Here is a 23,183-nt window from a genome sequence, read left to right as displayed (position 1 = left end):
GAACCTGACGAGCAGTCGTGGTTAATCGCGGGAATCATGCGATTCCGCATCGGTGCGGGCATCCGCTACCATTTGTCACAAATTCCGCAACACCGTGGCAGGCTTTTTGTTCAACGCCAGCAGCGTGCCCGCGAGCCCGAGCCCGACGGTGACGACGAGCGCGGCCGCCACAACCCCGGCCGCGCTGCCGGCCTGCCAGACGAAGCTGAGCGTCATCAGCCGCGTCACGATCATCCAGGCCGCGACGCTGCCGGCGATCACCCCGAACAAGGCGGTGGCGAGCCCGATCAGGAGGTATTCGAGCGCATAGGCGCCCAGCAGCCGCAGCCGCGTCGCGCCCAGCGTCTTCAGGATCACGGCATCGTAGACCCGGTGGCGATGACCGGCGGCAAGCGCCCCGCCCAGCACCAGGATCGCCGAGATCAGGGTCACCGCGCTGGCGCCGCGAATCGCCAGCGCCAGATTGGTCACCACCGAGCCGACGGTCTCCATCACCTCGCGCACCCGCACGCTCGTCACCATCGGATAGGCGTCGGCCACCTGCCTGATGATCTTGCCGTCGGCTGCGGCATTTCCGCCCGGTTCCGTCAACGTCGCGATATGGGTGTGCGGCGCGCCCTTGAAGGCGTTCGGCGAGAACACCAGGACGAAGTTGATGCCGAGCCCCTGCCAGTCGATGGTGCGCAGATTGCCGATCCTGGCCGGGATGTCGCGGCCGAGCACGTTGACCACGATCTCGTCGCCGAGCTTGAGGCCCAGTCCGTCGGCGATCTTCTTCTCCATCGAGACCAGCGTCGGGCCGGAATAATCGGCGCTCCACCATTCACCCTCGACCACCTTGGAGCCCTTCGGCAGCTCGCCGGTATAGGTCAGGCCGCGGTCGCTCTGCAGCACCCATTCGGAATCGGCGGACGGCTTGAGCTCTTCGGCACGCAGCCCGCGCGCGGCGACGATGCGCCCGCGCAGCATCGGGACGTCCTCGACCTTCGCGCCGGGCGCGATCTTGCGGAGATAATCGTCAAACGGTGCGGCCTGCCCGCTCGGAATGTCGATGAAGAAGAACGACGGTGCCTGATCGGGGAGGGCCGCGAGGAACTGCCGCCGCAGATTGCCGTCGATCTGGGTGATGGTGACGAGCACGGCCAGCCCGAGCCCCAGCGACAGCACGACCGAAGGCGTCAGTGCGCCCGGCCGGTGGATGTTGGCGATCGCAAGCCGCAGCATCGGCAGCCGCGTCCGCGGCAGCCGCCGCGCGATCGCCATCAGCAGGGCGGCGATGCCGCGCAGCAGCGCGAACACGACGACCGAGGAGGCCACGAACACCGCGGCGATGCGCTTGTCGAAGGAGAGCCCGATCACCACGGTGATGAGCAGGGCGATCACCACGCCCATGAACACGAGATAGCCCGCGCGCGGCCGGTGCCATTCCGAGCTGACGGTGTCGCGGAACAAGGCGGCCACCGGTACGTCGTGGACGCGTCCGAGCGGCCACAGGCCGAAGGCCAGCGCGGTCAGGAGGCCGTAGACGAACGACAGCGCGAGCTCGTCGGCATGCACGGCCGGCACCACCGGCAGCGGCAGCAGCTTGCCGAACAGGCCGACGATGGCGAACGGCATGGCGGCGCCGAGCGCAAGGCCGATCACCGAGCCGATGCCCGCGAGCACGAGAACCTGCGCCAGATAGATGCCGAACACGTCGCGGCCGGTGGCGCCGACGGCCTTGAGGGTCGCGATCACCTCGATCCGGCGGTCGATATGGCTCTTCACCGCATTGGCGACGCCGACACCGCCGACCAGCAGCGCGGCGAGCCCGACCAGCGTCAGGAACTGGGTGAAGCGGTTGATGTTGCGTTCGAGCTGCGGCGAGGCGTTGGAGCGGCTGCGGATCTCCCAGCCCGCCTGCGGCGCCGCGCTCCGCGCATCCGCGATGAAGGCTTCGGTGGCGCGCTCGTTGTTGGCGGCTTCAGGCAGCTTCACCCGGTAGACCCAGCGCACCAGGCTGCCGGGCTGGATCAGGTCGGTGGCGCGCAGGCCGGCCTGGCTGATCAGGAAGCGCGGGCCGAAGCCGATGCCGCCGGCGAGCTTGTCGGGCTCGGCTTCGACCGTCGAGCGGATCTGGAAGGTCGCCGAGCCGATCGTGACACGGTCGCCGGTCTTCAGCGACAGCCGCGCCAGCAGGGTCGGATCGGCGGCCGCGCCGAACGCGCCGTCGCGCTCCGCGAGCAGGTCGGACATCGCCAGCTGTGGCGCCAGCGTGAGCTGGCCCAGCATCGGATAGGTGTCGTCGACCGCCTTCATCTCGACCAGTGCGAGCTGGCCGTCGGCCGCGCGCGCCATGCCGCGCAAGGTGGCGGCGGTCGACACCGTGCCGCGCGAGCGCAGGAAGGCAACCTCCTCGGGCTTGGCTTCGCGCTGGAACAGCACGAAGGAGACGTCGCCGCCGAGCAGCGTGCGGCCCTCGCGGGCAAGGCCGTCGGAGAGGCTCGCCGACACCGAGCCGACGCCGGCGATCGCCATCACGCCGAGCGCGATACAGGCGATGAAGACGTAGAAGCCGCGCAGGCCGCCGCGCAATTCGCGCAGCGCATAACGCAGCGACAGCGCGACCCCGTTCGGCTTCGCAAAGGGTTCGGCCGCCGTGCTCATGCCGGCGCAGTCTGCGTGTCGATGCGGCCCGAGCGCAGGCGGATCACGCGATCGCAGCGATGCGCCAGCGAGGAATCGTGCGTCACCAGCACCAGGGTCATGCCGCGCTCGGCGTGCTTGCTGAACAGGAGATCGACGATCTGTTGTCCGGTGGCCTCGTCGAGATTGCCGGTCGGCTCGTCGGCGACGAGGATGGCGGGATCGGGCGCCAGCGCGCGGGCCAGCGCGACACGCTGCTGCTCGCCGCCCGAGAGCTGCGTCGGATAATGATGCAGGCGGTCGCCGAGCCCGACCGATTGCAGCTCCTCTGCCGCGCGCCTCGCGGCATCGGGATTGCCCGCAAGCTCGAGCGGCACCGCGACATTCTCCAGCGCCGTCATGGTGGGGATCAGATGAAAGGACTGGAAGACGATGCCGACCTGGCGGCCGCGGAAGCGGGCCAGCGCATCCTCGTCGAGGGCATTGAAAGGCGTGCCTGAGACCACCACCTCTCCGCTGTCAGGACGCTCCAGCCCCGCCATCACCATCAGCAGCGTGGATTTGCCCGAGCCTGACGGGCCGATCAGGCCGACCGTCTCGCTACGGCCGACCCGCAAGCTGATATTCTTGAGGATATGAACGCGTGCCGCGCCCGTGCCCAATGAGAGATTGACGTTGGAGATGGCGATGGTGTCCGCCGACGTGACGGCGAGCGAAGAGGGATCGATGCGAGTGTCCATGGTCCGGTCATATGGCAACTCCGATAGCGCGGTCGAGAGGCGTTACGGATTGTTCATGCACATAGCCGTGTTGATGCTCGCCTTCATGACAATGGCGAACCCGGCCTGGGCGGACGCGACAAAGCCGATCAAGCTCGTCGTGCTCGGCGATTCCCTGAGCGCCGGCCTCGGCCTGCCGGCTCAGGACGCGTTCCCCCAGAAGCTCAAAAAGGCCTTGCAAGTCAAGGGCATAGCGGTCGATATGACCAATGCCGGGGTGTCCGGCGACACCACTTCCGGCGGCCGCGACCGGCTCGACTGGTCGGTCCCCGAGGGAACCGACGGCGTCATCGTCGAGCTCGGCGCCAACGACGCCCTGCGCGGCATCGCTCCCGATCTGGCGCGCGCCGCGCTCGCCGACATCGTCCAGCGGCTCAAGGCGCGCAAGATCGCGGTGATGCTGTGCGGCATGCTGGCGCCGCCGAATTACGGCGCCGATTATGCCGCGCGATTCAATTCGATTTATCCGGATCTGGCGAAACAATTCGACGTGCCGCTCTACCCCTTCTTTCTGGAGGGCGTTGCGGCCGACGCCAAGCTCAACCAGCCCGACGGCATTCATCCGACCGCTGAAGGCGTCGACATTATCGTCGGCAACATCATGCCCGCCGTGCAGGCATTCGTTGGCACGATCGCTGAGCAACGGCGTTGAAAGCAGGCAGCGCTATCAGTAATTCCCAGGGTTTTACCGGGGTGAGGCGCGGCATGCTTCGCAGAGTCACACAACTGCGATAGGAATCAGGGTACCGGTGATTCGTCGCCGGCTCTAATTTGGATATGATCCTGCTCAGGGATCGTACCCAAGCATCGGGAGTGCGAAACGATGCCGCGTTTGTTCACGGGTCTGGAAATTCCGGCCGAGATCGGCCAGGCGCTTTCCAACTTGAGAGGAGGCCTTCCCGGCGCCCGCTGGATCGATCCCGAAAATTATCACGTCACCTTGCGCTTCATCGGCGATATCGACGGCGTCTCCGCCAACGAGATCGCCTCGATGCTGTTTCGCGTCGACCGCAAGCCCTTCGAGGTCAAGGTGCAGGGCCTGACCAGTTTCGGCGGCCGCAAGCCGCGCGCCGTCGTCGCGACCATCGCGCCGAGCAAGCCGCTGATGGAATTGCAGGCCGAGCTCGAACGCATGATGCAGCGGATCGGTCTCAATCCCGAAGGCCGCAAGTTCATTCCGCATGTGACGCTGGCCCGGCTGCACGATGCCACCGACCGCGACGTCGCCGACTATCTCTCGCTGCGCGGCTATTTCCCGAGCAAGGCGTTCATGGCCGAGCGGTTCGTGCTGTTCTCCTCGCGCGCCTCGACCGGCGGCGGCCCTTACGTTGTCGAGGACGCCTACGAGCTGTGCGAGTAGCTGGCCCGCAAGGAGACGGATTACACAGCGCGCGCACGCGTAACGTCTATCGTGGTCAAATTGGTAATCCGTGTTCGTCAAAGACGACAACTTCATCCGCCGTCGGGTCAGCGACAACAGGCAGCTCGCTCCAGCGTCGGCGGATCGCGGCCATATCGTCCAAGAGAGCAGCTTTGCGCTGTTGGTCGTCGAGCCGAGGAAGCCGCTCCTGGATAGCTCGCTTCGTTGCGACTACAACGGACTCGCCGGTGAGTTGCGCCAGCCTCCGCATGAGGTGTTCGGTCTCGGGGTCATCAATATTAAGAGCCATACAGAACCTCGAATAGCCGCGTAACTATCTGATATTCCAGTTATTCACCTGCCTCACGTCGGTGAGGATAAGTGCATACGCCCCTTGCGCCAATATACCATTGCAATTTGCCGCTTTCTCTGGCGGTAAAGGGCCATGCTCTCGACCCCGAGTTCCCCCTTCAGCGAAGCCTATCAGGCCCAGATCGCCTCCGGCGCGATCGAGGCCGATGCTGCGCAGGCGGAGGTCGCCGAGGCCTATGCGGCGCTGGACCTGCGGCTTGCGACCTACAGCCCCAAACGCAAGCAGGGCCTGCTCAGCCGCCTGTTCGGCGGCGGTGACAGGGACGATGTGCCGCGCGGGCTCTACATCCATGGCGAGGTCGGCCGCGGCAAGACCATGCTGATGGATCTGTTCTTCCAGCACTCCGATGTCGAGCACAAGCGCCGCGCGCATTTCCACGAATTCATGGCCGACGTGCATGAGCGCATCTACGACTATCGCCAGAGCATCGCGCGCGGCGAGATCGCCGACGGCGACGTCATCGCACTGACCGCGAATGCGATCTTCGAGGAGAGCTGGCTGCTCTGCTTCGACGAATTCCACGTCACCGACATCGCGGATGCGATGATCCTGGGGCGCCTGTTCGCCAAATTGTTCGAGCTCGGCACCGTCGTGGTCGCGACCTCCAACGTGGCGCCTGACGATCTCTACAAAGGCGGCCTGAACCGGTCGCTGTTCCTGCCCTTCATCAAGCAGATCACCGACCACATGGACGTCGCGCGGCTCGATGCGCGCACCGACTTCCGGCTGGAGAAGCTGCAGGGCGTGCCGATGTGGCTGACGCCGGCCGATCGCGATGCGGACGCTGCGCTCGATCGCGCCTGGTCGCGGATGTCGGGCGGCGCCAAATGCCGCTCGCGCGACATTTCGATCAAGGGCCGCATCCTGCACGTGCCGTGCTCCGCTCACGGCGTGGCGCGGTTTTCGTTCGCCGACCTCTGCGAGAAGCCGCTCGGCGCATCGGATTACCTCAGGCTGGCGCACGATTATCACACCATCCTGGTCGACCATATTCCAGTGATGGATTTCTCCCAGCGCAACGCCGTCAAGCGCTTCATCACGCTGATCGACACGCTCTACGACAATGCGGTGAAGCTGATGGCCTCGGCCGACGCCAACCCGATTTCGCTGTACCTCGCCCATGAGGGCACTGAGGCCATGGAATTCAAGCGGACCGCCTCGCGCCTGATCGAGATGAGTTCGGAATCCTACCTGGCGCTGGCTCACGGCCGCAAGGATTCCACCGCCAGCGGCTCCACCAAGGGCCTGGTAGAGACTTAAGTCCTATTTGCCACCGCCGTCATTCCGGGCGCGCGTCAGCGCGAACCCGGAATCCCGAGATTGTCGCGCGAGATTCCGGGGTCGTGCTCCGCACGCCCCGGAATGACAGGGCTGCGTGCCCGCGGCCGCGCCAAGCCCGACAATTGGGCATTGGGCGACTTGAACGGGGGAGGCGAAAGGGATAACCACCCGTCTCAGTTTTCCCCTCCTTACGTGTCTAAAGGACAGGCTCACATGGCGCGCGACAAGATTGCTTTGATTGGCTCCGGTCAGATCGGCGGAACGCTGGCTCACCTCATCGGCCTGAAGGAACTGGGCGACGTCGTGATGTTCGACATCGCCGAGGGCGTGCCGCAGGGCAAGGCGCTCGACATCGCGCAGTCCTCGCCGGTCGATGGCTTCGACGCGCACTACACCGGCGCCAATTCCTACGAGGCGCTCGACAATGCCAAGGTCTGCATCGTCACCGCCGGCGTGCCGCGCAAGCCCGGCATGAGCCGCGACGACCTGCTCTCCATCAACCTCAAGGTCATGGAGCAGGTCGGTGCCGGCATCAAGAAGTACGCGCCCGACGCCTTCGTCATCTGCATCACCAACCCGCTCGACGCGATGGTCTGGGCGCTGCAGAAGGCTTCCGGCCTGCCGCACAAGAAGGTCGTCGGCATGGCCGGCGTGCTGGACTCGGCCCGCTTCCGCTACTTCCTGGCCGACGAGTTCAACGTCTCCGTTGAAGACGTCACTGCCTTCGTGCTCGGCGGCCATGGCGACACCATGGTGCCGCTGGTGAAGTATTCCACCGTTGCCGGCATTCCGCTGCCCGACCTCGTCAAGATGGGCTGGACCTCGCAGGCGCGCCTCGACGAGATCGTCGACCGCACCCGCAACGGCGGCGCCGAGATCGTCAACCTGCTCAAGACCGGCTCCGCCTTCTACGCGCCGGCCGCCTCGGCAATCGCGATGGCCGAGAGCTATCTGCGTGACAAGAAGCGCGTGCTGCCCTGCGCCGCCTATCTCAACGGCGAGTACAGCGTGAAGGACATGTATGTCGGCGTGCCCGTCGTGATCGGCGCCAAGGGCGTCGAGCGCGTCGTCGAGATCGAGCTTGCCGGCAAGGATCGCGAGGCCTTCGACAAGTCGGTCGGTGCCGTGCAGGGTCTGGTCGATGCCTGCAAGAAGATCGCACCCGATCTTCTCGGCCGCTGAGGCGCAAACAATCCCGCCGAAGATCGAAACCCGGTCTTCGGCGGTTTCACTTCCGGACCCGGCTGACCGGGGTGGGGTTCCGGTTCCGGCAGAGATCTCGATGTCAAAGAATCCGGGTTGCAGTTCCTGTGGTATATGGTATGCCAGCCACAAGACTGAGGTGGGCCCTAGAGGTCACCGCCCGCGGGTTCAGGGAGCGACCATATGAATATCCATGAATATCAGGCCAAAGCGCTGCTGCATGAATTCGGCGTACCGATCTCGCGCGGCGTAGCAGTTCTCAAGGCCTCGGACTCCGACGCCGCCGCAAGGAAGCTTCCCGGCCCGGTCTGGGTGGTGAAGAGCCAGATCCATGCCGGCGGGCGCGGCAAGGGCAAGTTCAAGGAGGCGTCCGCCGGGGACAAGGGCGGGGTCCGCATCGCCAGGTCGGTGGAAGAGGTCAACGAATTCGCCAAGCAGATGCTGGGCGCCACGCTGGTGACCGTGCAGACCGGCCCGGCCGGCAAGCAGGTCAACCGCCTCTACATCGAGGACGGCTCCGACATCGACAAGGAATTCTACCTCTCGATCCTGGTCGACCGCGAGACCTCGCGCGTCTCCTTCGTGGTGTCGACCGAAGGCGGCGTGAACATCGAGGACGTCGCACACAACACGCCCGAGAAGATCGTCACTTTCTCGGTCGATCCCGCCACCGGCATCATGGGCCATCACGGCCGCACCGTGGCGAAGGCGCTGAATCTGTCCGGCGACCTCGCCAAGCAGGCCGAGAAGCTCACCGCGCAGCTCTACGCCGCCTTCGTCGCCAGGGACATGTCGATGCTGGAGATCAATCCGCTCGTCGTCACCAAGCAGGGTGAGCTCCGCGTGCTCGACGCCAAGGTGTCGTTCGATGACAACGCCATGTTCCGCCATCCCGAGATCGCGGTGTCGTTGCGCGATCTGACCGAGGAAGACGCCAAGGAAATCGAGGCGTCGAAATACGATCTCAACTATGTCACGCTCGACGGCGACATCGGCTGCATGGTCAACGGCGCCGGTCTCGCCATGGCGACGATGGACATCATCAAGCTCTACGGCATGGCGCCGGCGAACTTCCTCGACGTCGGCGGCAGCGCCAGCAAGGAGAAGGTCGCCGCCGCCTTCAAGATCATCACCGCCGATCCCAACGTGAAGGGCATCCTGGTCAACATCTTCGGCGGCATCATGAAGTGCGACGTGATCGCCGAGGGCGTCACGGCGGCGGTTCGCGAAGTCGGCCTCAGCGTGCCGCTGGTGGTCCGCCTCGAAGGCACCAACGTCGAGCTCGGCAAGAAGATCATCCGTGAATCCGGCCTCAACGTAGTGCCGGCCGACAATCTCGACGACGCCGCGCAGAAGATCGTGAAGGCCGTCAAGGGAGGCTAACGCCATGGCCCAGGACCATCTCGCCGCATCATCCCCGCTTCCCGAGCATGCGCGCCTCGCCGCGTTCGCCGGTGAATGGGATGGCGAAGAGATGGTCTTCCCGTCGCGCTGGACGGCGGGCGGGCCGGCGACCTCGCGCACCGTCGCGCGCATGGATCTCAACGGGTTCTATCTGATCCAGGACTCGGTCCAGATGCGCGACGGCAAGCAGATCTTCGCCACCCACGGCATCTTCAGCTACGACCGCGACGACCGGACCTACAAATTGTTCTGGTACGACTCGCTCGGCTACACGCCGCCCTCGCCCGCCTCCGGCGGCTGGGTCGGCAAGACCCTGACGCTGGTGCGCGGCTCGCTCCGCGGCAATGCGCGCCACGTCTACGAGATCATCAACGAGGATTCCTACTCGTTGAAGATTCAGTTCTCGCCGGACGCGGAAGGCTGGGCTGACGTGCTCACCGGCGTCTACCGCCGCATCCACTGACCTCTCACTCGTTAGTTCGCGAAAGCAGACCTCATGTCCATCCTGATCGACAAGAACACCAAGGTCATCTGCCAGGGCTTCACCGGCAAGAACGGCACCTTCCATTCCGAGGCCGCGATCGCCTATGGCACCAAGATGGTCGGCGGCACCTCGCCCGGCAAAGGCGGCTCGACGCATCTGGGCCTGCCGGTGTTCGACACCGTTCGCGAGGCGCGCGAGAAGACCGGCGCGGATGCGTCGGTGATTTACGTGCCGCCGCCGGGCGCGGCGGATGCGATCTGCGAGGCCATCGACGCCGAGATCCCGCTGATCGTCTGCATCACCGAGGGCATTCCCGTTCTCGACATGGTGCGGGTGAAGCGCTCGCTGCTCGGCTCCAAGTCGCGCCTGATCGGGCCGAACTGCCCGGGCGTCATGACCGCAGGCGAATGCAAGATCGGCATCATGCCCGCCAACATCTTCAAGACCGGCTCGGTCGGCATCGTCTCCCGTTCGGGCACGCTGACTTACGAAGCCGTGTTCCAGACCTCCCAGGAGGGCCTCGGCCAGACCACCGCGGTCGGCATCGGCGGCGACCCGGTCAAGGGCACCGAGTTCATCGACGTGCTGGAGATGCTGCTGGCCGATCCCAAGACCGAATCGATCATCATGATCGGCGAGATCGGCGGCTCCGCCGAGGAGGACGCCGCCCAGTTCCTCAAGGACGAGGCCAAGCGCGGCCGCAAGAAGCCGATGGTCGGCTTTATCGCCGGTGTCACCGCCCCTCCGGGCCGCCGCATGGGTCATGCCGGCGCGATCATTTCGGGCGGCAAGGGCGACGCCGGTTCCAAGACCGAGGCGATGAAATCGGCAGGGATTACAGTGTCTCCGTCGCCCGCCCGGCTCGGCCATACGCTTGCCGAAAAGTTGAAAGGCTAATTCACTTCTTCGTGCTTTTCCGGGCGAAGTTTCGCAGCAAATAGGGTAAAGGGTGCCTGTCGCGCCGAGCCTCTGCCGGGGAGCTCGGTGCCAGCGCCGTTTGTTATGCGCGAACCGAAATCGCCAGGAACTCCAGTATGTCTCGCCAGGACGCGAACGCAGCCTTTGCCTTGTCATCGTTTTTGCAGGGCACCAACGCCACCTACATCGACGAAATCTACGCCCGCTACGAGAAGGACCCGTCCTCGGTCGACGCCGAATGGCAGGAGTTCTTCAAGAGCCTCAACGACCAGCCGGCTGACGTCCGGAAGAACGCAGAAGGCCCGTCCTGGGAGCGCGACAACTGGCCGCTGACGCCGCAGGACGATCTCACCTCCGCTCTCGACGGCAATTGGGCCGAAGTCGAGAAGGCGGTCGGCGCCAAGATCGCCGCCAAGGCGCAGGCCAAGGGCGGTGACAAGGGCGCAAGCCTCTCCTCCGCCGACCTGCTCCAGGCGACGCGCGATTCCGTCCGCGCCCTGATGCTGATCCGCTCCTACCGCATGCGCGGTCATTTCCATGCCAAGCTCGATCCGCTCGGCATCGAAGCCCAGCGCAACCGCGAAGAGCTCGATCCGCGCACCTACGGCTTCAGCGAAGCCGATTTCGACCGCAAGATCTTCCTCGATCACGTGCTCGGTCTCGAATACGGCACCTTGCGCGAGATCACCGCGATCTGCGAGCGTACCTACTGCCAGACGCTCGGCGTCGAGTTCATGCACATCAGCAACGCCGCGCAGAAGGCCTGGATTCAGGAGCGCATCGAGGGGCCCGACAAGGAGATCTCGTTCACCCGCGAAGGCCGCCGGGCCATCCTGATGAAGCTGGTCGAGGCCGAAGGCTTCGAGAAGTTCTGCGACACCAAGTTCACCGGCACCAAGCGCTTCGGCCTCGACGGCGGCGAGGCGCTGATCCCGGCGCTCGAGCAGATCATCAAGCGCGGCGGCAATCTCGGCGTGAAGGAGATCGTGCTCGGCATGCCGCATCGCGGCCGTCTCAACGTGCTGACCCAGGTGATGGGCAAGGCGCACCGCGCCCTGTTCCACGAATTCAAGGGCGGCTCGGCCAATCCCGACGCGGTCGAAGGCTCCGGCGACGTCAAGTATCACCTCGGCGCCTCCTCGGACCGCGAGTTCGACGGCAACCGCATCCATCTGTCGCTGACCGCCAACCCCTCGCATCTCGAGATCGTCGATCCCGTGGTGCTCGGCAAGGTGCGCGCGAAGCAGGACCAGCACGGCGATCCGCCCGATATGCGCATCTCCGTGATGCCGCTGCTGATGCACGGCGACGCCGCGTTCGCCGGCCAGGGCGTGGTCGCCGAGTGCTTTGGCCTGTCCGACCTGAAGGGCTACCGCACCGGCGGCTCCGTGCACTTCATCGTCAACAACCAGATCGGCTTCACCACCTATCCGCGCTACTCGCGCTCCTCGCCCTATCCGTCGGATGTGGCGAAGATGATCGACGCGCCGATCTTCCACGTCAACGGCGACGATCCGGAAGCCGTGGTGTTCGCGGCCAAGGTCGCGACCGAATTCCGGCAGAAGTTCCACAAGCCCGTCGTCATCGACATGTGGTGCTACCGCCGCTACGGCCACAATGAGGGCGACGAGCCGGCTTTCACCCAGCCGGTGATGTACAAGCGCATCGCGGCCCATCCCTCGACGCTCACGCTCTACTCCAAGCGCCTGATCGCCGAAGGCGTGGTCACCGAGGGCGAGGTCGACAAGCTGAAGGCCGACTGGCGCGCCCGGCTCGATGCCGAGTTCGAGGCCGGCACCTCCTACAAGCCGAACAAGGCCGACTGGCTCGACGGCAAGTGGGCCGGCTTCAAGATCGCCGACCAGGAAGAGGACGCCCGCCGCGGCGTCACCGGCGTCGATCTGCCGATCCTGAAGGACATCGGCCGCAAGATCACCAAGGTGCCGGACGGCTTCCGCGTCCACCGCACCATCCAGCGCTTCCTGGAGAACCGCTCCAAGGCGATCGAGAGCGGCAACGGCATCGACTGGGCAACCGGCGAGGCGCTGGCGTTCTGCACGCTCTTGAACGAGAACCACCATGTCCGCCTGTCCGGCCAGGACTGCGAGCGCGGCACCTTCTCGCAGCGTCACTCGGTCCTGATCGACCAGGAAGACGAGAGCCGCTACACGCCGTTCAACCATCTCGGCGGCGAGCAGGGCCATTACGAGGTCATCAACTCGCTGCTGTCGGAAGAGGCCGTGCTCGGCTTCGAATACGGCTATTCGCTCGCCGAGCCGAACACGCTGACGCTGTGGGAAGCCCAGTTCGGCGACTTCGCCAACGGCGCGCAGGTCGTGTTCGACCAGTTCATCTCCTCGGGCGAGCGCAAATGGCTTCGCATGTCCGGCCTCGTCTGCCTGCTGCCGCACGGCTATGAGGGCCAGGGACCCGAGCATTCCTCGGCGCGGCTCGAGCGTTTCCTGCAGATGTGCGCCGAAGACAACATGCAGGTGGTCTACCCGACCACGCCGGCGAATTACTTCCACGCGCTGCGCCGCCAGCTGCATCGCGAGATCCGCAAGCCGCTGATCATGATGACGCCGAAGTCGCTGCTGCGTCACAAGCGGGCGGTGTCGCGTCTGGAGGAGCTGGCCAAGGGTACGACCTTCCACCGCATCCTCTATGATGACGCCCAGATGCTGCCGAACGAGGCGATCAAGCTCGTCCCCGATGAGAAGGTCCGCCGCATCGTGCTGTGCTCCGGCAAGGTCTATTACGACCTCTACGAGGAGCGCGAGAAGCGCGGCATCGACGACATCTATCTGATGCGCGTCGAGCAGCTCTATCCGGTGCCGCTGAAGGCGCTGGTGGCCGAGCTGTCGCGCTTCAAGAAGGCCGAAGTGGTGTGGTGCCAGGAAGAGCCCCGCAACATGGGAGCCTGGCACTTCATCGAGCCCTATCTGGAATGGGTGCTGAATCAGGTGAACGGCGCGAGCCGGCGTCCGCGTTATGTCGGCCGCGCCGCTTCCGCTGCGACCGCCACGGGTCTGATGTCCAAGCATCAGGCGCAGCTGAAGGCGTTCCTGGACGAAGCACTGAGCTGAGAAGTTTTTAAGACGCTGTCATCATGCCCCGCCCCAGTGCGCAAGCGCGCACTAGGCGGGCGATGACACTTGAATTCCTGTCCGCGACTGCGATCCCTTAAGGAAAAGACCATGACTGAAATTCGTGTGCCGACGCTCGGCGAATCCGTCACCGAGGCCACCATCGGCCGCTGGTTCAAGAAGGCCGGCGATCCCGTCGCCGTCGACGAGCCCCTGGTGGAGCTCGAGACCGACAAGGTCACCATCGAAGTGCCCGCGCCCTCCGCCGGCACGCTGAGCGAGATCATCGCCGCCGATGGCGCGACCGTTGCGGTCGGCGCGCTGCTCGGCCAGATCACGGAAGGTGCCGGTGCAGCCAAGCCGGCCGCCGCGCCAGCGAAGCCCGCTTCTGCTCCCGCACCCGCTGCTGCAGCTCCGGCCGCTGCCGCTGCGCCGAAGGCGCCGCCTGCCGATGCCCCGCTCGCGCCCTCGGTGCGAAAACTCTCCGCCGAGACCGGCATCGACGCCTCGACCGTTCCGGGCTCCGGCAAGGACGGCCGCGTCACCAAGGGCGACATGCTGGCTGCGATCGAGCGCGCGGCCTCGGCGCCGACCCCGGTCAACCAGCCTGCCGCCGCCGTGCAGGTCCGCGCGCCGTCGCCGGCCGATGACGCCGCGCGCGAAGAGCGCGTCAAGATGACCCGGCTGCGCCAGACCATCGCGCGCCGCCTCAAGGACGTGCAGAACACCGCGGCCATGCTGACGACCTTCAACGAGGTCGACATGACCAACGTCATGGCGCTGCGCGCGCACTACAAGGACGCGTTCGAGAAGAAGCACGGCGCCAAGCTCGGCTTCATGGGCTTCTTCACCAAGGCCGTCGTGCAGGCGCTGAAGGACATCCCGGCGGTCAACGCCGAGATCGACGGCACCGACCTGATCTACAAGAATTATTATCACATCGGCGTCGCCGTCGGCACCGACAAGGGCCTCGTCGTCCCTGTGGTGCGCGACTGCGACCACAAGTCGATCTCCGACATCGAGAAGAGCATCGCCGATTTCGGCCGCCGCGCCCGCGACGGCCAGCTCAAGATCGACGAGATGCAGGGCGGCACCTTCACCATCACCAATGGCGGCATCTACGGCTCGCTGATGTCGACCCCGATCCTGAACGCGCCGCAGTCCGGCATCCTCGGCATGCACAAGATCCAGGAGCGGCCGATGGTCGTCGGCGGCAAGATCGAGGTCCGCCCGATGATGTACCTGGCGCTGTCCTACGATCACCGCGTCATCGACGGCAAGGAAGCCGTCACCTTCCTGGTTCGCGTCAAGGAGAGCCTGGAAGATCCGGCGCGCCTGGTGCTCGATCTCTGATTCCTGATGCTCTGCGAGCGCCGTCGCCATGCACGACGGCGCGTGTCGAACCATGGAGGCTGATGTGACGGATAAGGTCGTTGTCATCACCGGCGGCAGCCGCGGCATCGGGCGGGCGACCGCGATCGCGGCGGCCGCGCGCGGCTACCGGGTTGTGGTCGGCTATGCCAGCAACAAGAAGGCTGCCGACGAGGTGGTGGCGCAGATCGAGGCCAGCAACGGCAAGGCCGTTGCGGTGAAGTGCGATGTCGCCGAGGAGCGCGACATCATCGACCTGTTCAAGGAGGCCGACAAGCTCGGCACGCTCGGCGCACTCGTCAACAATGGCGGCATCGTCGGCACCAGCGGCGTACGCGTCGACGAGATGTCGGCCGAGCGCATCCAACGCGTGCTGGCGGTCAACGTCACGGGCTCGATCCTCTGCGCGCGCGAGGCGGTGAAGCGGATGTCGACCCGGCATGGCGGCGAGGGCGGCGTGATCGTCAATCTGTCGTCGGTCGCCGCCAGGCTCGGCGCGCCCAACACCTATGTCGACTATGCCGCCTCCAAGGGCGCGATCGATTCCTTCACCACTGGCCTCGGCTATGAGGTCGCCGGCGAAGGCATTCGCGTCGCGGGCATTCGCCCCGGCCTGATCGACACCGAAATCCATGCCTCGGGCGGCGAGCCCGACCGGCACCATCGCCTGGCCCATATGGTGCCGATGAAGCGCGTCGGCACCGCCGACGAGATCGCGAACGCCATCCTCTGGCTGATGTCGGACGAGGCCTCCTACATCACCGCAGCCACTCTCGATGTGTCCGGCGGACGCTGACGCGCCGCGCGGACGCTGACACAATCTCATCACGCTAAACTTACGGGACTTCTCTCATGGCTACCTACGATCTCGTCGTCATCGGCACTGGACCTGGCGGTTACGTCTGCGCGGTGCGCGCCAGCCAGCTCGGCATGAAGGTCGCCGTGATCGAAAAGAACGCTACCCTCGGCGGCACCTGCCTCAATGTCGGCTGCATGCCGTCGAAGGCGCTGCTGCACGCCTCCGAGATGTTCGAGGAAGCCGCGCACTCCTTCGCCAAGATGGGCGTGTCGGTGTCGGCGCCGAAGCTCGATCTTCCGGCGATGATGAACTTCAAGCAGCAGGGCATCGACGGCAACGTCAAGGGCGTCGAATTCCTGATGAAGAAGAACAAGATCGACGTGCTCAAGGGCACCGGCAAGATCCTCGGGAGCGGCAAGGTCGAGGTTTCCGCCGACGGCAAGTCCCAGGTGGTCGAGACCAAGAACATCGTGATCGCCACCGGCTCGGACATCGCGCGCCTCAAGGGCATCGAGATCGACGAGAAGCGCATCGTGTCGTCCACCGGCGCGCTGTCGCTGGACAAGGTCCCCGGCAAGCTCCTGATCGTCGGCGCCGGCGTGATCGGCCTTGAGCTCGGCTCGGTCTGGCATCGTTTGGGCGCCGAAGTCGTCGTCGTCGAATTCCTCGACCGCATCCTGCCCGGCATGGACGGCGAGATCGCCAAGCAATTCCAGCGCATCCTTGAAAAGCAGGGCTTTGCGTTCAAGCTCGGGGCCAAGGTCACCGGCGTCGATACCTCCGGCAAGACGCTGAAGGCGACAATCGAGCCCGCGGCCGGCGGCACTGCGGAGACGCTGGAGGCCGATGTCGTGCTCGTTTGCATCGGCCGCGTGCCCTACACCGACGCGCTCGGGCTGAAGGAAGCCGGTGTCGCGCTCGACAATCGCGGCCGCGTGCAGATCGACCCGCACTTCGCCACCAGCGTGAAGGGCGTCTATGCCATCGGCGACGTCGTTGCCGGCCCGATGCTGGCGCACAAGGCCGAGGACGAAGGCGTTGCGGTGGCCGAGATCATTGCCGGCCAGGCCGGCCATGTGAACTACGATGTGATCCCGGGCGTTGTGTATACCTCGCCGGAAGTGTCCTCCGTCGGCAAGACCGAGGAGGAGCTGAAGCAGGCGGGCGTGGCCTATACCGTCGGCAAGTTTCCGTTCACCGCCAATGGCCGCTCCAAGGTCAACCAGACCACTGACGGCTTTGTGAAGATTCTCGCAGATGCGAAGACCGATCGCGTGCTCGGCGTGCACATCATCGGCCGCGAAGCCGGCGAAATGATCCACGAGGCCTGTGTTCTCATGGAGTTCGGCGGCAGTGCGGAAGATCTCGCGCGCACCTGCCACGCACATCCGACCCGCTCGGAGGCCGTCAAGGAAGCCGCGCTTGCAGTCGGCAAGCGGGCCATCCATATGTAGCCACGCCCAGCGCCGAACCGGGCGGGAAACACATGCTGCGCCGCCTTCTTCAACCGCTCTGGGTCCTGCTTGCGATCATCTTTTTGATCGAAGCCTGGCTGTGGGACCATCTCGAGCCGATCGTTGCCAGGATCGTCGCGGCCATCCCGCTGGCGCGCTTCAAGCATTGGCTGACGGAGCGCGTCAATGCGCTGTCGCCGGCCATGACGCTGATCGTGTTCGCCGTCCCGGTCGTGCCGCTGTTTCCGCTCAAGCTGGTCGGCCTCTGGCTGCTCGCGCACGAATACTGGACCAGCGCGGTCTTCATGATCGTGTTCGCAAAGCTGGTCGGCGTCGGCGTCACCGCCTTCGTGTTCGACGTGACGCGCCACAAGCTCCTGGAGATGCACTGGTTCGAGCGGATCTACGATCTGGTGCTGAGGATCCGCGCCAAGGCCGCCGAGCTGGTCAACCCGATCAAGCAGCGCATCCGCGAGCTGATTGCCGGCAACGGCGAGGGATGGTCGTCACGGACGCTGCGCATGATCCAGCGCTTCAGGAAGAGCGTCCACGAGGCGCGGTAGTTGCCAGCCACACGCTCAGCTGTCATCGCCCGGCTTGACCGGGCGATCCAGTATTCCAGAGACGTGAGTGATTGAATCGAGAGGCCGCGGCCTGCTGGATGCCCCGGTCAAGCCGGGGCATGACACCGTCTGCGAGGCTTCAAGCCTGCGCGACACCGCGCGTCCTAATGCAAATGCAAGAGATGCGGCCACCACAGGCCGAGCGCGGTCATGATGAGTCCGGCGACGGTCAGCACGCCGCTGACGTAAGCCAGCGCAAGCATGCCAGTGATGATGGTGGCCGAGGCCAGCACGATGCCGATCTGGAACGCGGCCGAGGCCAGCTCGAAGTGATGGTATTTCGCGGTCGCCTCGTCGCGCGCGTGCTCGGCATGCTTGGCCTTCTCGGCGAGCTGCTCGGTGCCTTCGCCGGTTTCAGGCTCGGAGCGGTAGCGCGCCGCCGTTCTGGTCCAGTCGTCGATCTGCTTCTGCACGGCGGGCTTCTGCGCCTCGTCGGCGGCGGCGAGCGCGAGCTTGCCCTGCTCGCCTGCGGTCACCACCACGGTGCGGCGGATGCTCTTGGCCTGGAAGAATGCCCAGAGATTGGCGGCCTCGACGTTCTTGCTGATCGATTCGGTCTGCGCGCCCTTGCCGAGCGTCTCCGAGATCGCAAGAAATAATGCCAGCACCGCGATCAGGAGCGCGATCTTCTTGTTCGAGCCGGACGCGTGTTCGGCGTGCTCGGCGTGCTCCATGCTTTCGTGTGCACCCATGAATCTCTCCTGCCTGTTTACCAACGATTGACCGAACCGCGCGACAGGCGCAAGTGCCAACGTTTCGCGGCGATTGCAATTAATGGTTTTGCGGTTGAGACCATTCTAGTAGTTTGTCATGACCACAGCGGAATTCATTGCAGCCTGCTTCTGGCCCTTCGTCGTCATCGCGGTGCTAATACTGTTGAAGGTCCGCAACACTGATGTCTCGTGGTTTGTTGCTTGGCCCGTTGTCGCTATCGGCATCATTTATGCCATCCTGCTGATATTTTATGACAAGAGCTCGATGATTGCGGTCAACGACGTTCATATTGGCGGCGTCGTTCTTGGTCTGGCCATCGTGTGCCATCGGCTTCTCGTGCTCGATCTTCAAGGCTCATTGAAAGACAAGATGAAAGCGCTTGGGGTGATGATCTTGGGCATCGTTCTCGGCAGCGGATTAGCCTGGATAACCGGGCGGATGCTCTATCTGGACTACTTCTCGCCCCGGCTCGTGATCGAAGGCCGCGTCGACAAACCAAGGACGTCGGGTGGCCGCAGAACCAACTACCTCGTCGACATCGGAGGCCGAACAATGAAGGTCACAACGCCGCTTTATGAGCGTCTCGAGAAGTTCAGGCCGATGGTCCGCGTCGAGGTCGGACGCGGATCGGATTACGTCTACGATATCGAATATCTCGCCAACTGAGCCGCTAGCGCCGCGGATGCGCGCTCGCATAGACTTCGAGCAGGCGCTCGGAATCGATGCCGGTATAGACCTGCGTGGTCGACAGCGAGGAATGGCCGAGCAATTCCTGGATGGCGCGCAAGTCGCCGCCGCGCGACAGCAGATGCGTGGCGAAGGAATGGCGCAGCGCGTGCGGGGTGGCGCTGTCGGGCAGGCCGAGCGCGCCGCGCAGACGCTCCATCGCCAGCTGGATGATGCGTGGGCTCAAGGGCCCGCCGCGCGCGCCGACGAAGATCGGCCCTTCCGCCGGCAGCGGATAGGGGCACATCGAAACGTACTCCTGCACCAGCTCGAGCACGTTCTGCAGCACCGGCACCATGCGGGTCTTGTTGCCCTTGCCGGTCACGACCAGGACGTCGCCTTCGCCGGGCCGCGGCACCTCGCGGCGCGTCAGGCCGAGCGCTTCGGAGATGCGCAGGCCCGAGCCGTACAGCAGCGCCATCACCGCGGCATCGCGTGCCAGGATCCAGGTCTCGCGGTCCTCGCCGGCGCGCTCGTCGGCATCGGCAAGACGCTTCGCGGAAGCCATCGGCAGCGGCTTCGGCAGGCTCTTGGCCACCTTCGGCGCCCGAATCGCGGAGAGGGCGCCGACTTTGCCCTTGCCTTCGCGCTCGAGGAAGCGGCCGAACGAGCGGAGCCCTGCGAGCGCACGCATCAGACTGCGGCCGGCGATGTCGTCGGCCCTGCGCATCGCCATGAAGGCGCGCACGTCGGTGGCTTCCAGCGCGGCGAAACGCTTGAGCGTGACGCGCTCGCCCCAATGGGCACAGAGAAAATCCAGGCATTGCCGCAAGTCGCGGCCATAGGCTTCCAGCGTCTTCGGCGACAACCGCCGCTCGGCCCCGAGATGCGACAGCCAGCGCGTCATCTCCTGCGCGATCGAGGGATCGGCGCTGGCGAGCTCGATCTGAGGGGCGGCTGCTTTGCTCATGCGCTCTGGACGGAATGATTCCGCACAGTATATCGCATCACACTCGTTTATCGTTCGCTAAGGTCGCCCCCGGACGCTAGCCTTCGCACCCCCGGGGTTCCGATTCTCCCTGCAAAGACCGTTGATGGATCATTCGTCGCGCAGCAACGCCGCCCCCACCAACGCGACCGGCATGGTCGACGTGCTGGTGCCGGTCGCGCTCGACCAGACCTATTCCTACAAGGTGCCGCGCGGCATGGAGCTGAAGGCGGGCGATCTCGTCGGCGTGCCGCTCGGGCCGCGCGAGGTGCTGGCCGTGGTCTGGGGCGAGAACGCCAATCCGGATCCGCGCCTGCACAACCGTCTCAAGGAGGTCAGCGAGAAGCTCGACATCCCGCCGCTCAAGCCGGAGCTGCGCCAGGTCGTCGACTGGGTCGCCAATTACACGCTGAGCCCGCGCGGCATGGTGCTGCGCATGTGCCTGCGGATGGGCGACAATCTCGGTCCTGAGCGGGTGCGTCCCGGCGTGCGCCTGACCGGCGAGCCGCCGAAGCGGCTGACGCCGGCGCGCCAGCGCGTGATCGAGCTGCTGTCGGACCGGCTGCTGCACGGCAAGTCGGAGGCCGCCAAGGAGGCCGGCGTCTCCTCAGGCGTGATCGACGGCCTCGTCGACGAAGGCACGCTCACGGTCGAGCCGATGCCGCCGCCGGCGCCGCCCCCGGCACCCGATCCGGATTTCGGCCGGCCGGATTTTTCGCCGCTGCAGCGGGCCGGCGTGGACGCGATGCGCGCGCTCGCCGCCAACGGCACCTTCCACGTCGCGCTGCTCGACGGCGTCACGGGGTCGGGCAAGACCGAGGTCTATTTCGAGGCCGTCGCGGAAACCATCCGCCGCGGCAGACAATCGCTGATCCTGATGCCGGAGATCGCGCTCACCGGCCAGTTCCTCGATCGCTTCGCGCAGCGCTTCGGCGTGCGGCCGATCGAGTGGCACTCCGAGCTCACCCCGCGCACGCGCGCGCGCAATTGGGCGGCGATCTCCTCGGGCACCGCGCCGGTCGTGGTCGGGGCGCGCTCGTCGCTGTTTCTGCCTTACGCCGATCTCGGCCTGATCGTGGTCGATGAAGAGCACGACCAGGCCTACAAGCAGGACGAGGGCGTGCATTATCATGCCCGCGACATGGCGGTGGTGCGCGGGCATATCGCCAAGATCCCGGTCGTGCTGGCGTCGGCGACGCCGTCGGTGGAGTCCGAGGTCAATGCGCGCAAGAACCGCTATCAGCGCATCGCGCTGCCCTCGCGCTTCGGCGGCCAGCACATGCCGCATATCGAGGCCATCGACATGCGCCGCGAGCCGCCCGCGCGCGGCCGCTTCATCTCGCCACGGCTGGCCGGCGAGATCAGGACCGCCATCGAGCGGCGCGAGCAGGCGCTGCTGTTCCTCAATCGCCGCGGCTATGCGCCGCTGACGCTGTGCCGCGCCTGCGGCCATCGCTTCGCCTGCACCATCTGCGATGCCTGGCTGGTCGATCACCGCTTCCGCCAGCGCTTGGTCTGTCACCATTGCGGCTTCTCGATGCCGCGCCCGCACATCTGTCCGAACTGCTCGGCCGAGGAATCCCTGGTCGCGGTCGGACCCGGCGTCGAGCGCCTGCAGGAAGAGGCGGCCGCGCTGTTCCCGCAGGCGCGCACCATGGTGCTGTCGAGCGATCTCGTCACTTCGATCGAGACGATGCGAAGCGAGCTTGCCGAGATCGCGGAGGGCCGCGTCGACATCATCATCGGCACGCAGCTGGTGGCCAAGGGCCACAATTTTCCGCGGCTCAACCTGGTCGGCGTGGTCGATGCCGATCTGGGCCTGTCCAACGGCGATCCGCGCGCGGCGGAGCGCACCTGGCAATTGCTCAACCAGGTGATCGGCCGCGCCGGCCGCGAGCAGGGCCGCGGCGTCGGGTACTTGCAGACCTACCAGCCCGACCATCCCGTGATGCGAGCGCTGATCGCCTGCGACCGCGAGGCCTTCTACGACAGCGAGATCGAGCTGCGCGAGAAGACGCTCTATCCGCCGTTCGGCCGGCTCGCCAGCCTGATCATCTCCGCCGGCGACCGCCCCAGCGCCGAAGGTCTCGGCCGCCGTCTGGTCGCGCTCGCGCCGCGCGACGAGCGTGTCGTTGTGCTCGGCCCGGCCGAAGCGCCGCTCGCCGTGATCAAGGGCCGCTACCGCTTCCGCATCCTGGTGAAATCGGCGCGCAATTTCGACCTGTCGGACTACTTGCGCAACTGGCTCGCGGTCTGCCCGAAGCCATCAGGCAATCAGAAGCTCGAAGTCGACGTCGACCCGCAGAGTTTTTTGTAGCTCCACTCTCTCCTCTCGTGCCCCGGACGCAGCGCAGCGCTCTTCAGCGCTGCGCTGCAGAGCCGGGACACGTGCGCCAAACAAAAAGCCCGCGGTCCCCCAAGACCGCGGGCTTGTTTCAGGCGCGCATCAAATTGATGGAAACTGCGCGCGTTGATGTGAGGCGCGGCTGGCGCCTTAGGAGACGACTTCCGCGGTGACGCGGCCGACGCCGGCGCCGGTGAGGCCGATGGCGCGGGCGGCACCGGTGGAGAGGTCGAGAACCCGGCCGCGAATGAACGGGCCGCGGTCGTTGATGGTGACGATGACGCTCGAGCCGCGGTGGGTGACGCGCAGCTTGGTGCCGAACGGCAGCGAGCGGTGCGCCGCGGTCATGGCGTTCTGGTTGAAGCGTTGGCCCGAGGCAGTCTTGCTGCCGGACTCGTTGCCGTAAAAGGAGGCCATGCCGGAGAAGCTGTGGCCGCTGCCCGAGGTCGGATTCATCGACGCATTGGCGTTGCGCCAGTCGGAGCTGGCATTGGTGTCGGCCTGGGCGTGGTGGCGGTGATGCTTGTGGTGGCGGGATTTGGCGGAAGCTTCGGTGGCAATTCCACCGATCAGGAGAGTTGCGGCAACGAAAGCAATCGCCGTACGCGGCCGGGTCACAAAGCCCAGCGTCTTCAAAGACAGCATTTATTGGTCCCTAAGCTAGTATTGCCACATATGTGGCAAGTGGAGCCCCCATCAATTTGCGAGCGA

General features: G+C 65.5%; 20 protein-coding genes. 14 read left to right on the top strand and 6 right to left on the bottom strand.

Translation table 11 applies throughout. The annotated features are described in order from the left end of the window. Positions 1-75: 75 nt before the first annotated feature. Entirely contained in the window at positions 76-2,646 is a 2,571-nt protein-coding gene (locus tag WI560_RS31525) for an ABC transporter permease (RefSeq protein WP_375306276.1), read from the bottom strand. Further along, entirely contained in the window at positions 2,643-3,365 is a 723-nt protein-coding gene (locus tag WI560_RS31520; protein WP_257178877.1) for an ABC transporter ATP-binding protein, read from the bottom strand. The genes WI560_RS31525 and WI560_RS31520 overlap by 4 nt, the downstream gene beginning before the upstream one ends. A 55-nt stretch (positions 3,366-3,420) precedes the next feature. On the opposite strand from WI560_RS31520, the gene WI560_RS31515 reads away from it, so the two are divergent. Then, positions 3,421-4,056: an arylesterase gene (locus WI560_RS31515; RefSeq protein WP_375308960.1), complete on the top strand. Its 636-nt coding sequence runs from the start codon at positions 3,421-3,423 to the stop codon at positions 4,054-4,056. Between the two features lie 171 nt (positions 4,057-4,227). Beyond that, positions 4,228-4,764, top strand: coding sequence for an RNA 2',3'-cyclic phosphodiesterase (gene thpR, locus WI560_RS31510; RefSeq protein WP_257178876.1), 537 nt, complete (start codon positions 4,228-4,230; stop codon positions 4,762-4,764). Between the two features lie 55 nt (positions 4,765-4,819). Here the strand turns inward: thpR and WI560_RS31505 are convergent, their stop codons facing one another. Further along, on the bottom strand, positions 4,820-5,074 hold the full coding sequence (locus tag WI560_RS31505; protein ID WP_375306275.1) for a type II toxin-antitoxin system VapB family antitoxin: 255 nt from the start codon (positions 5,072-5,074) through the stop codon (positions 4,820-4,822). A gap of 135 nt (positions 5,075-5,209) precedes the next feature. Between WI560_RS31505 and zapE the strand changes: the two genes are divergently transcribed. From zapE to WI560_RS31455, 10 genes are all read left to right on the top strand, one after another. Next, positions 5,210-6,397, top strand: a complete 1,188-nt coding sequence (gene zapE, locus WI560_RS31500; RefSeq protein WP_375306274.1) for a cell division protein ZapE — start codon at positions 5,210-5,212, stop codon at positions 6,395-6,397. A 234-nt stretch (positions 6,398-6,631) separates the two neighbouring features. Then, a complete protein-coding gene (gene mdh / locus WI560_RS31495; RefSeq protein WP_028133274.1) occupies positions 6,632-7,600 on the top strand; it encodes a malate dehydrogenase in 969 nt (322 codons plus the stop codon). 204 nt (positions 7,601-7,804) lie between these two features. Then, positions 7,805-9,004, top strand: a complete 1,200-nt coding sequence (sucC, locus tag WI560_RS31490; RefSeq protein WP_375306273.1) for an ADP-forming succinate--CoA ligase subunit beta — start codon at positions 7,805-7,807, stop codon at positions 9,002-9,004. Between the two features lie 4 nt (positions 9,005-9,008). Beyond that, positions 9,009-9,488 carry a DUF1579 family protein gene (locus tag WI560_RS31485; protein WP_028133272.1) on the top strand — a complete coding sequence of 160 codons (480 nt, stop codon included), beginning with the start codon at positions 9,009-9,011 and terminating at the stop codon, positions 9,486-9,488. Between the two features lie 33 nt (positions 9,489-9,521). After that, positions 9,522-10,406, top strand: a complete 885-nt coding sequence (gene sucD, locus WI560_RS31480) for a succinate--CoA ligase subunit alpha (protein ID WP_024338867.1) — start codon at positions 9,522-9,524, stop codon at positions 10,404-10,406. Positions 10,407-10,543: 137 nt separating this feature from the next. Next, on the top strand, positions 10,544-13,513 hold the full coding sequence (locus WI560_RS31475; protein WP_257178873.1) for a 2-oxoglutarate dehydrogenase E1 component: 2,970 nt from the start codon (positions 10,544-10,546) through the stop codon (positions 13,511-13,513). Positions 13,514-13,624: 111 nt separating this feature from the next. Continuing rightward, positions 13,625-14,866, top strand: a complete 1,242-nt coding sequence (gene odhB / locus WI560_RS31470) for a 2-oxoglutarate dehydrogenase complex dihydrolipoyllysine-residue succinyltransferase (protein WP_375306272.1) — start codon at positions 13,625-13,627, stop codon at positions 14,864-14,866. 52 nt (positions 14,867-14,918) lie between these two features. Next, positions 14,919-15,680, top strand: a complete 762-nt coding sequence (locus tag WI560_RS31465; RefSeq protein WP_375306271.1) for an SDR family oxidoreductase — start codon at positions 14,919-14,921, stop codon at positions 15,678-15,680. A 56-nt stretch (positions 15,681-15,736) separates the two neighbouring features. Next, on the top strand, positions 15,737-17,137 hold the full coding sequence (gene lpdA / locus WI560_RS31460) for a dihydrolipoyl dehydrogenase (RefSeq protein ID WP_375306270.1): 1,401 nt from the start codon (positions 15,737-15,739) through the stop codon (positions 17,135-17,137). Positions 17,138-17,169: 32 nt separating this feature from the next. Next, complete coding sequence (locus WI560_RS31455; protein WP_375306269.1) at positions 17,170-17,700, top strand: hypothetical protein; 531 nt, start codon at positions 17,170-17,172, stop codon at positions 17,698-17,700. Positions 17,701-17,864: 164 nt separating this feature from the next. On the opposite strand, the gene WI560_RS31450 is transcribed toward WI560_RS31455, so the two are convergent. Beyond that, entirely contained in the window at positions 17,865-18,452 is a 588-nt protein-coding gene (locus WI560_RS31450; protein ID WP_375306268.1) for a DUF4337 domain-containing protein, read from the bottom strand. Between the two features lie 118 nt (positions 18,453-18,570). Here WI560_RS31450 and WI560_RS31445 point away from each other — a divergent pair, with 118 nt between their 5' ends. After that, positions 18,571-19,140 carry a hypothetical protein gene (locus tag WI560_RS31445; RefSeq protein WP_375306267.1) on the top strand — a complete coding sequence of 190 codons (570 nt, stop codon included), beginning with the start codon at positions 18,571-18,573 and terminating at the stop codon, positions 19,138-19,140. A 4-nt stretch (positions 19,141-19,144) separates the two neighbouring features. On the opposite strand, the gene WI560_RS31440 is transcribed toward WI560_RS31445, so the two are convergent. Then, positions 19,145-20,110 carry a tyrosine recombinase XerC gene (locus tag WI560_RS31440; protein WP_375306266.1) on the bottom strand — a complete coding sequence of 322 codons (966 nt, stop codon included), beginning with the start codon at positions 20,108-20,110 and terminating at the stop codon, positions 19,145-19,147. Positions 20,111-20,234: 124 nt separating this feature from the next. On the opposite strand from WI560_RS31440, the gene WI560_RS31435 reads away from it, so the two are divergent. Continuing rightward, positions 20,235-22,445 (top strand): primosomal protein N', encoded by a 2,211-nt coding sequence (locus tag WI560_RS31435; RefSeq protein WP_375306265.1) that lies wholly within the window; start codon positions 20,235-20,237, stop codon positions 22,443-22,445. A gap of 177 nt (positions 22,446-22,622) precedes the next feature. Here the strand turns inward: WI560_RS31435 and WI560_RS31430 are convergent, their stop codons facing one another. After that, positions 22,623-23,117: a septal ring lytic transglycosylase RlpA family protein gene (locus WI560_RS31430; RefSeq protein WP_375306264.1), complete on the bottom strand. Its 495-nt coding sequence runs from the start codon at positions 23,115-23,117 to the stop codon at positions 22,623-22,625. Between the last annotated feature and the right edge of the window lie 66 nt (positions 23,118-23,183).

This window comes from Bradyrhizobium sp. A11 (assembly GCF_042077125.1).
GTDB classification, from domain to species: Bacteria; Pseudomonadota; Alphaproteobacteria; order Rhizobiales; family Xanthobacteraceae; genus Bradyrhizobium; species Bradyrhizobium japonicum_B.
This window is presented reverse-complemented; position numbering and strand designations above follow the sequence as displayed.

What these genes read in the sequence shown, in the direction of transcription:
- WI560_RS31450 (WP_375306268.1), bottom strand. Translation starts at nt 18,452, where the DNA reads ATGGGTGCACACGAAAGCATGGAGCACGCCGAGCACGCCGAACACGCG.
- WI560_RS31465 (WP_375306271.1), top strand. Translation starts at nt 14,919, where the DNA reads ATGGAGGCTGATGTGACGGATAAGGTCGTTGTCATCACCGGCGGCAGC.
- sucD (WP_024338867.1), top strand. Translation starts at nt 9,522, where the DNA reads ATGTCCATCCTGATCGACAAGAACACCAAGGTCATCTGCCAGGGCTTC.
- odhB (WP_375306272.1), top strand. Translation starts at nt 13,625, where the DNA reads ATGACTGAAATTCGTGTGCCGACGCTCGGCGAATCCGTCACCGAGGCC.
- WI560_RS31520 (WP_257178877.1), bottom strand. Translation starts at nt 3,365, where the DNA reads ATGGACACTCGCATCGATCCCTCTTCGCTCGCCGTCACGTCGGCGGAC.
- lpdA (WP_375306270.1), top strand. Translation starts at nt 15,737, where the DNA reads ATGGCTACCTACGATCTCGTCGTCATCGGCACTGGACCTGGCGGTTAC.
- WI560_RS31525 (WP_375306276.1), bottom strand. Translation starts at nt 2,646, where the DNA reads ATGAGCACGGCGGCCGAACCCTTTGCGAAGCCGAACGGGGTCGCGCTG.
- thpR (WP_257178876.1), top strand. Translation starts at nt 4,228, where the DNA reads ATGCCGCGTTTGTTCACGGGTCTGGAAATTCCGGCCGAGATCGGCCAG.
- WI560_RS31475 (WP_257178873.1), top strand. Translation starts at nt 10,544, where the DNA reads ATGTCTCGCCAGGACGCGAACGCAGCCTTTGCCTTGTCATCGTTTTTG.
- zapE (WP_375306274.1), top strand. Translation starts at nt 5,210, where the DNA reads ATGCTCTCGACCCCGAGTTCCCCCTTCAGCGAAGCCTATCAGGCCCAG.
- mdh (WP_028133274.1), top strand. Translation starts at nt 6,632, where the DNA reads ATGGCGCGCGACAAGATTGCTTTGATTGGCTCCGGTCAGATCGGCGGA.
- sucC (WP_375306273.1), top strand. Translation starts at nt 7,805, where the DNA reads ATGAATATCCATGAATATCAGGCCAAAGCGCTGCTGCATGAATTCGGC.
- WI560_RS31505 (WP_375306275.1), bottom strand. Translation starts at nt 5,074, where the DNA reads ATGGCTCTTAATATTGATGACCCCGAGACCGAACACCTCATGCGGAGG.
- WI560_RS31485 (WP_028133272.1), top strand. Translation starts at nt 9,009, where the DNA reads ATGGCCCAGGACCATCTCGCCGCATCATCCCCGCTTCCCGAGCATGCG.
- WI560_RS31445 (WP_375306267.1), top strand. Translation starts at nt 18,571, where the DNA reads ATGACCACAGCGGAATTCATTGCAGCCTGCTTCTGGCCCTTCGTCGTC.
- WI560_RS31455 (WP_375306269.1), top strand. Translation starts at nt 17,170, where the DNA reads ATGCTGCGCCGCCTTCTTCAACCGCTCTGGGTCCTGCTTGCGATCATC.
- WI560_RS31440 (WP_375306266.1), bottom strand. Translation starts at nt 20,110, where the DNA reads ATGAGCAAAGCAGCCGCCCCTCAGATCGAGCTCGCCAGCGCCGATCCC.
- WI560_RS31435 (WP_375306265.1), top strand. Translation starts at nt 20,235, where the DNA reads ATGGATCATTCGTCGCGCAGCAACGCCGCCCCCACCAACGCGACCGGC.
- WI560_RS31430 (WP_375306264.1), bottom strand. Translation starts at nt 23,117, where the DNA reads ATGCTGTCTTTGAAGACGCTGGGCTTTGTGACCCGGCCGCGTACGGCG.
- WI560_RS31515 (WP_375308960.1), top strand. Translation starts at nt 3,421, where the DNA reads ATGCACATAGCCGTGTTGATGCTCGCCTTCATGACAATGGCGAACCCG.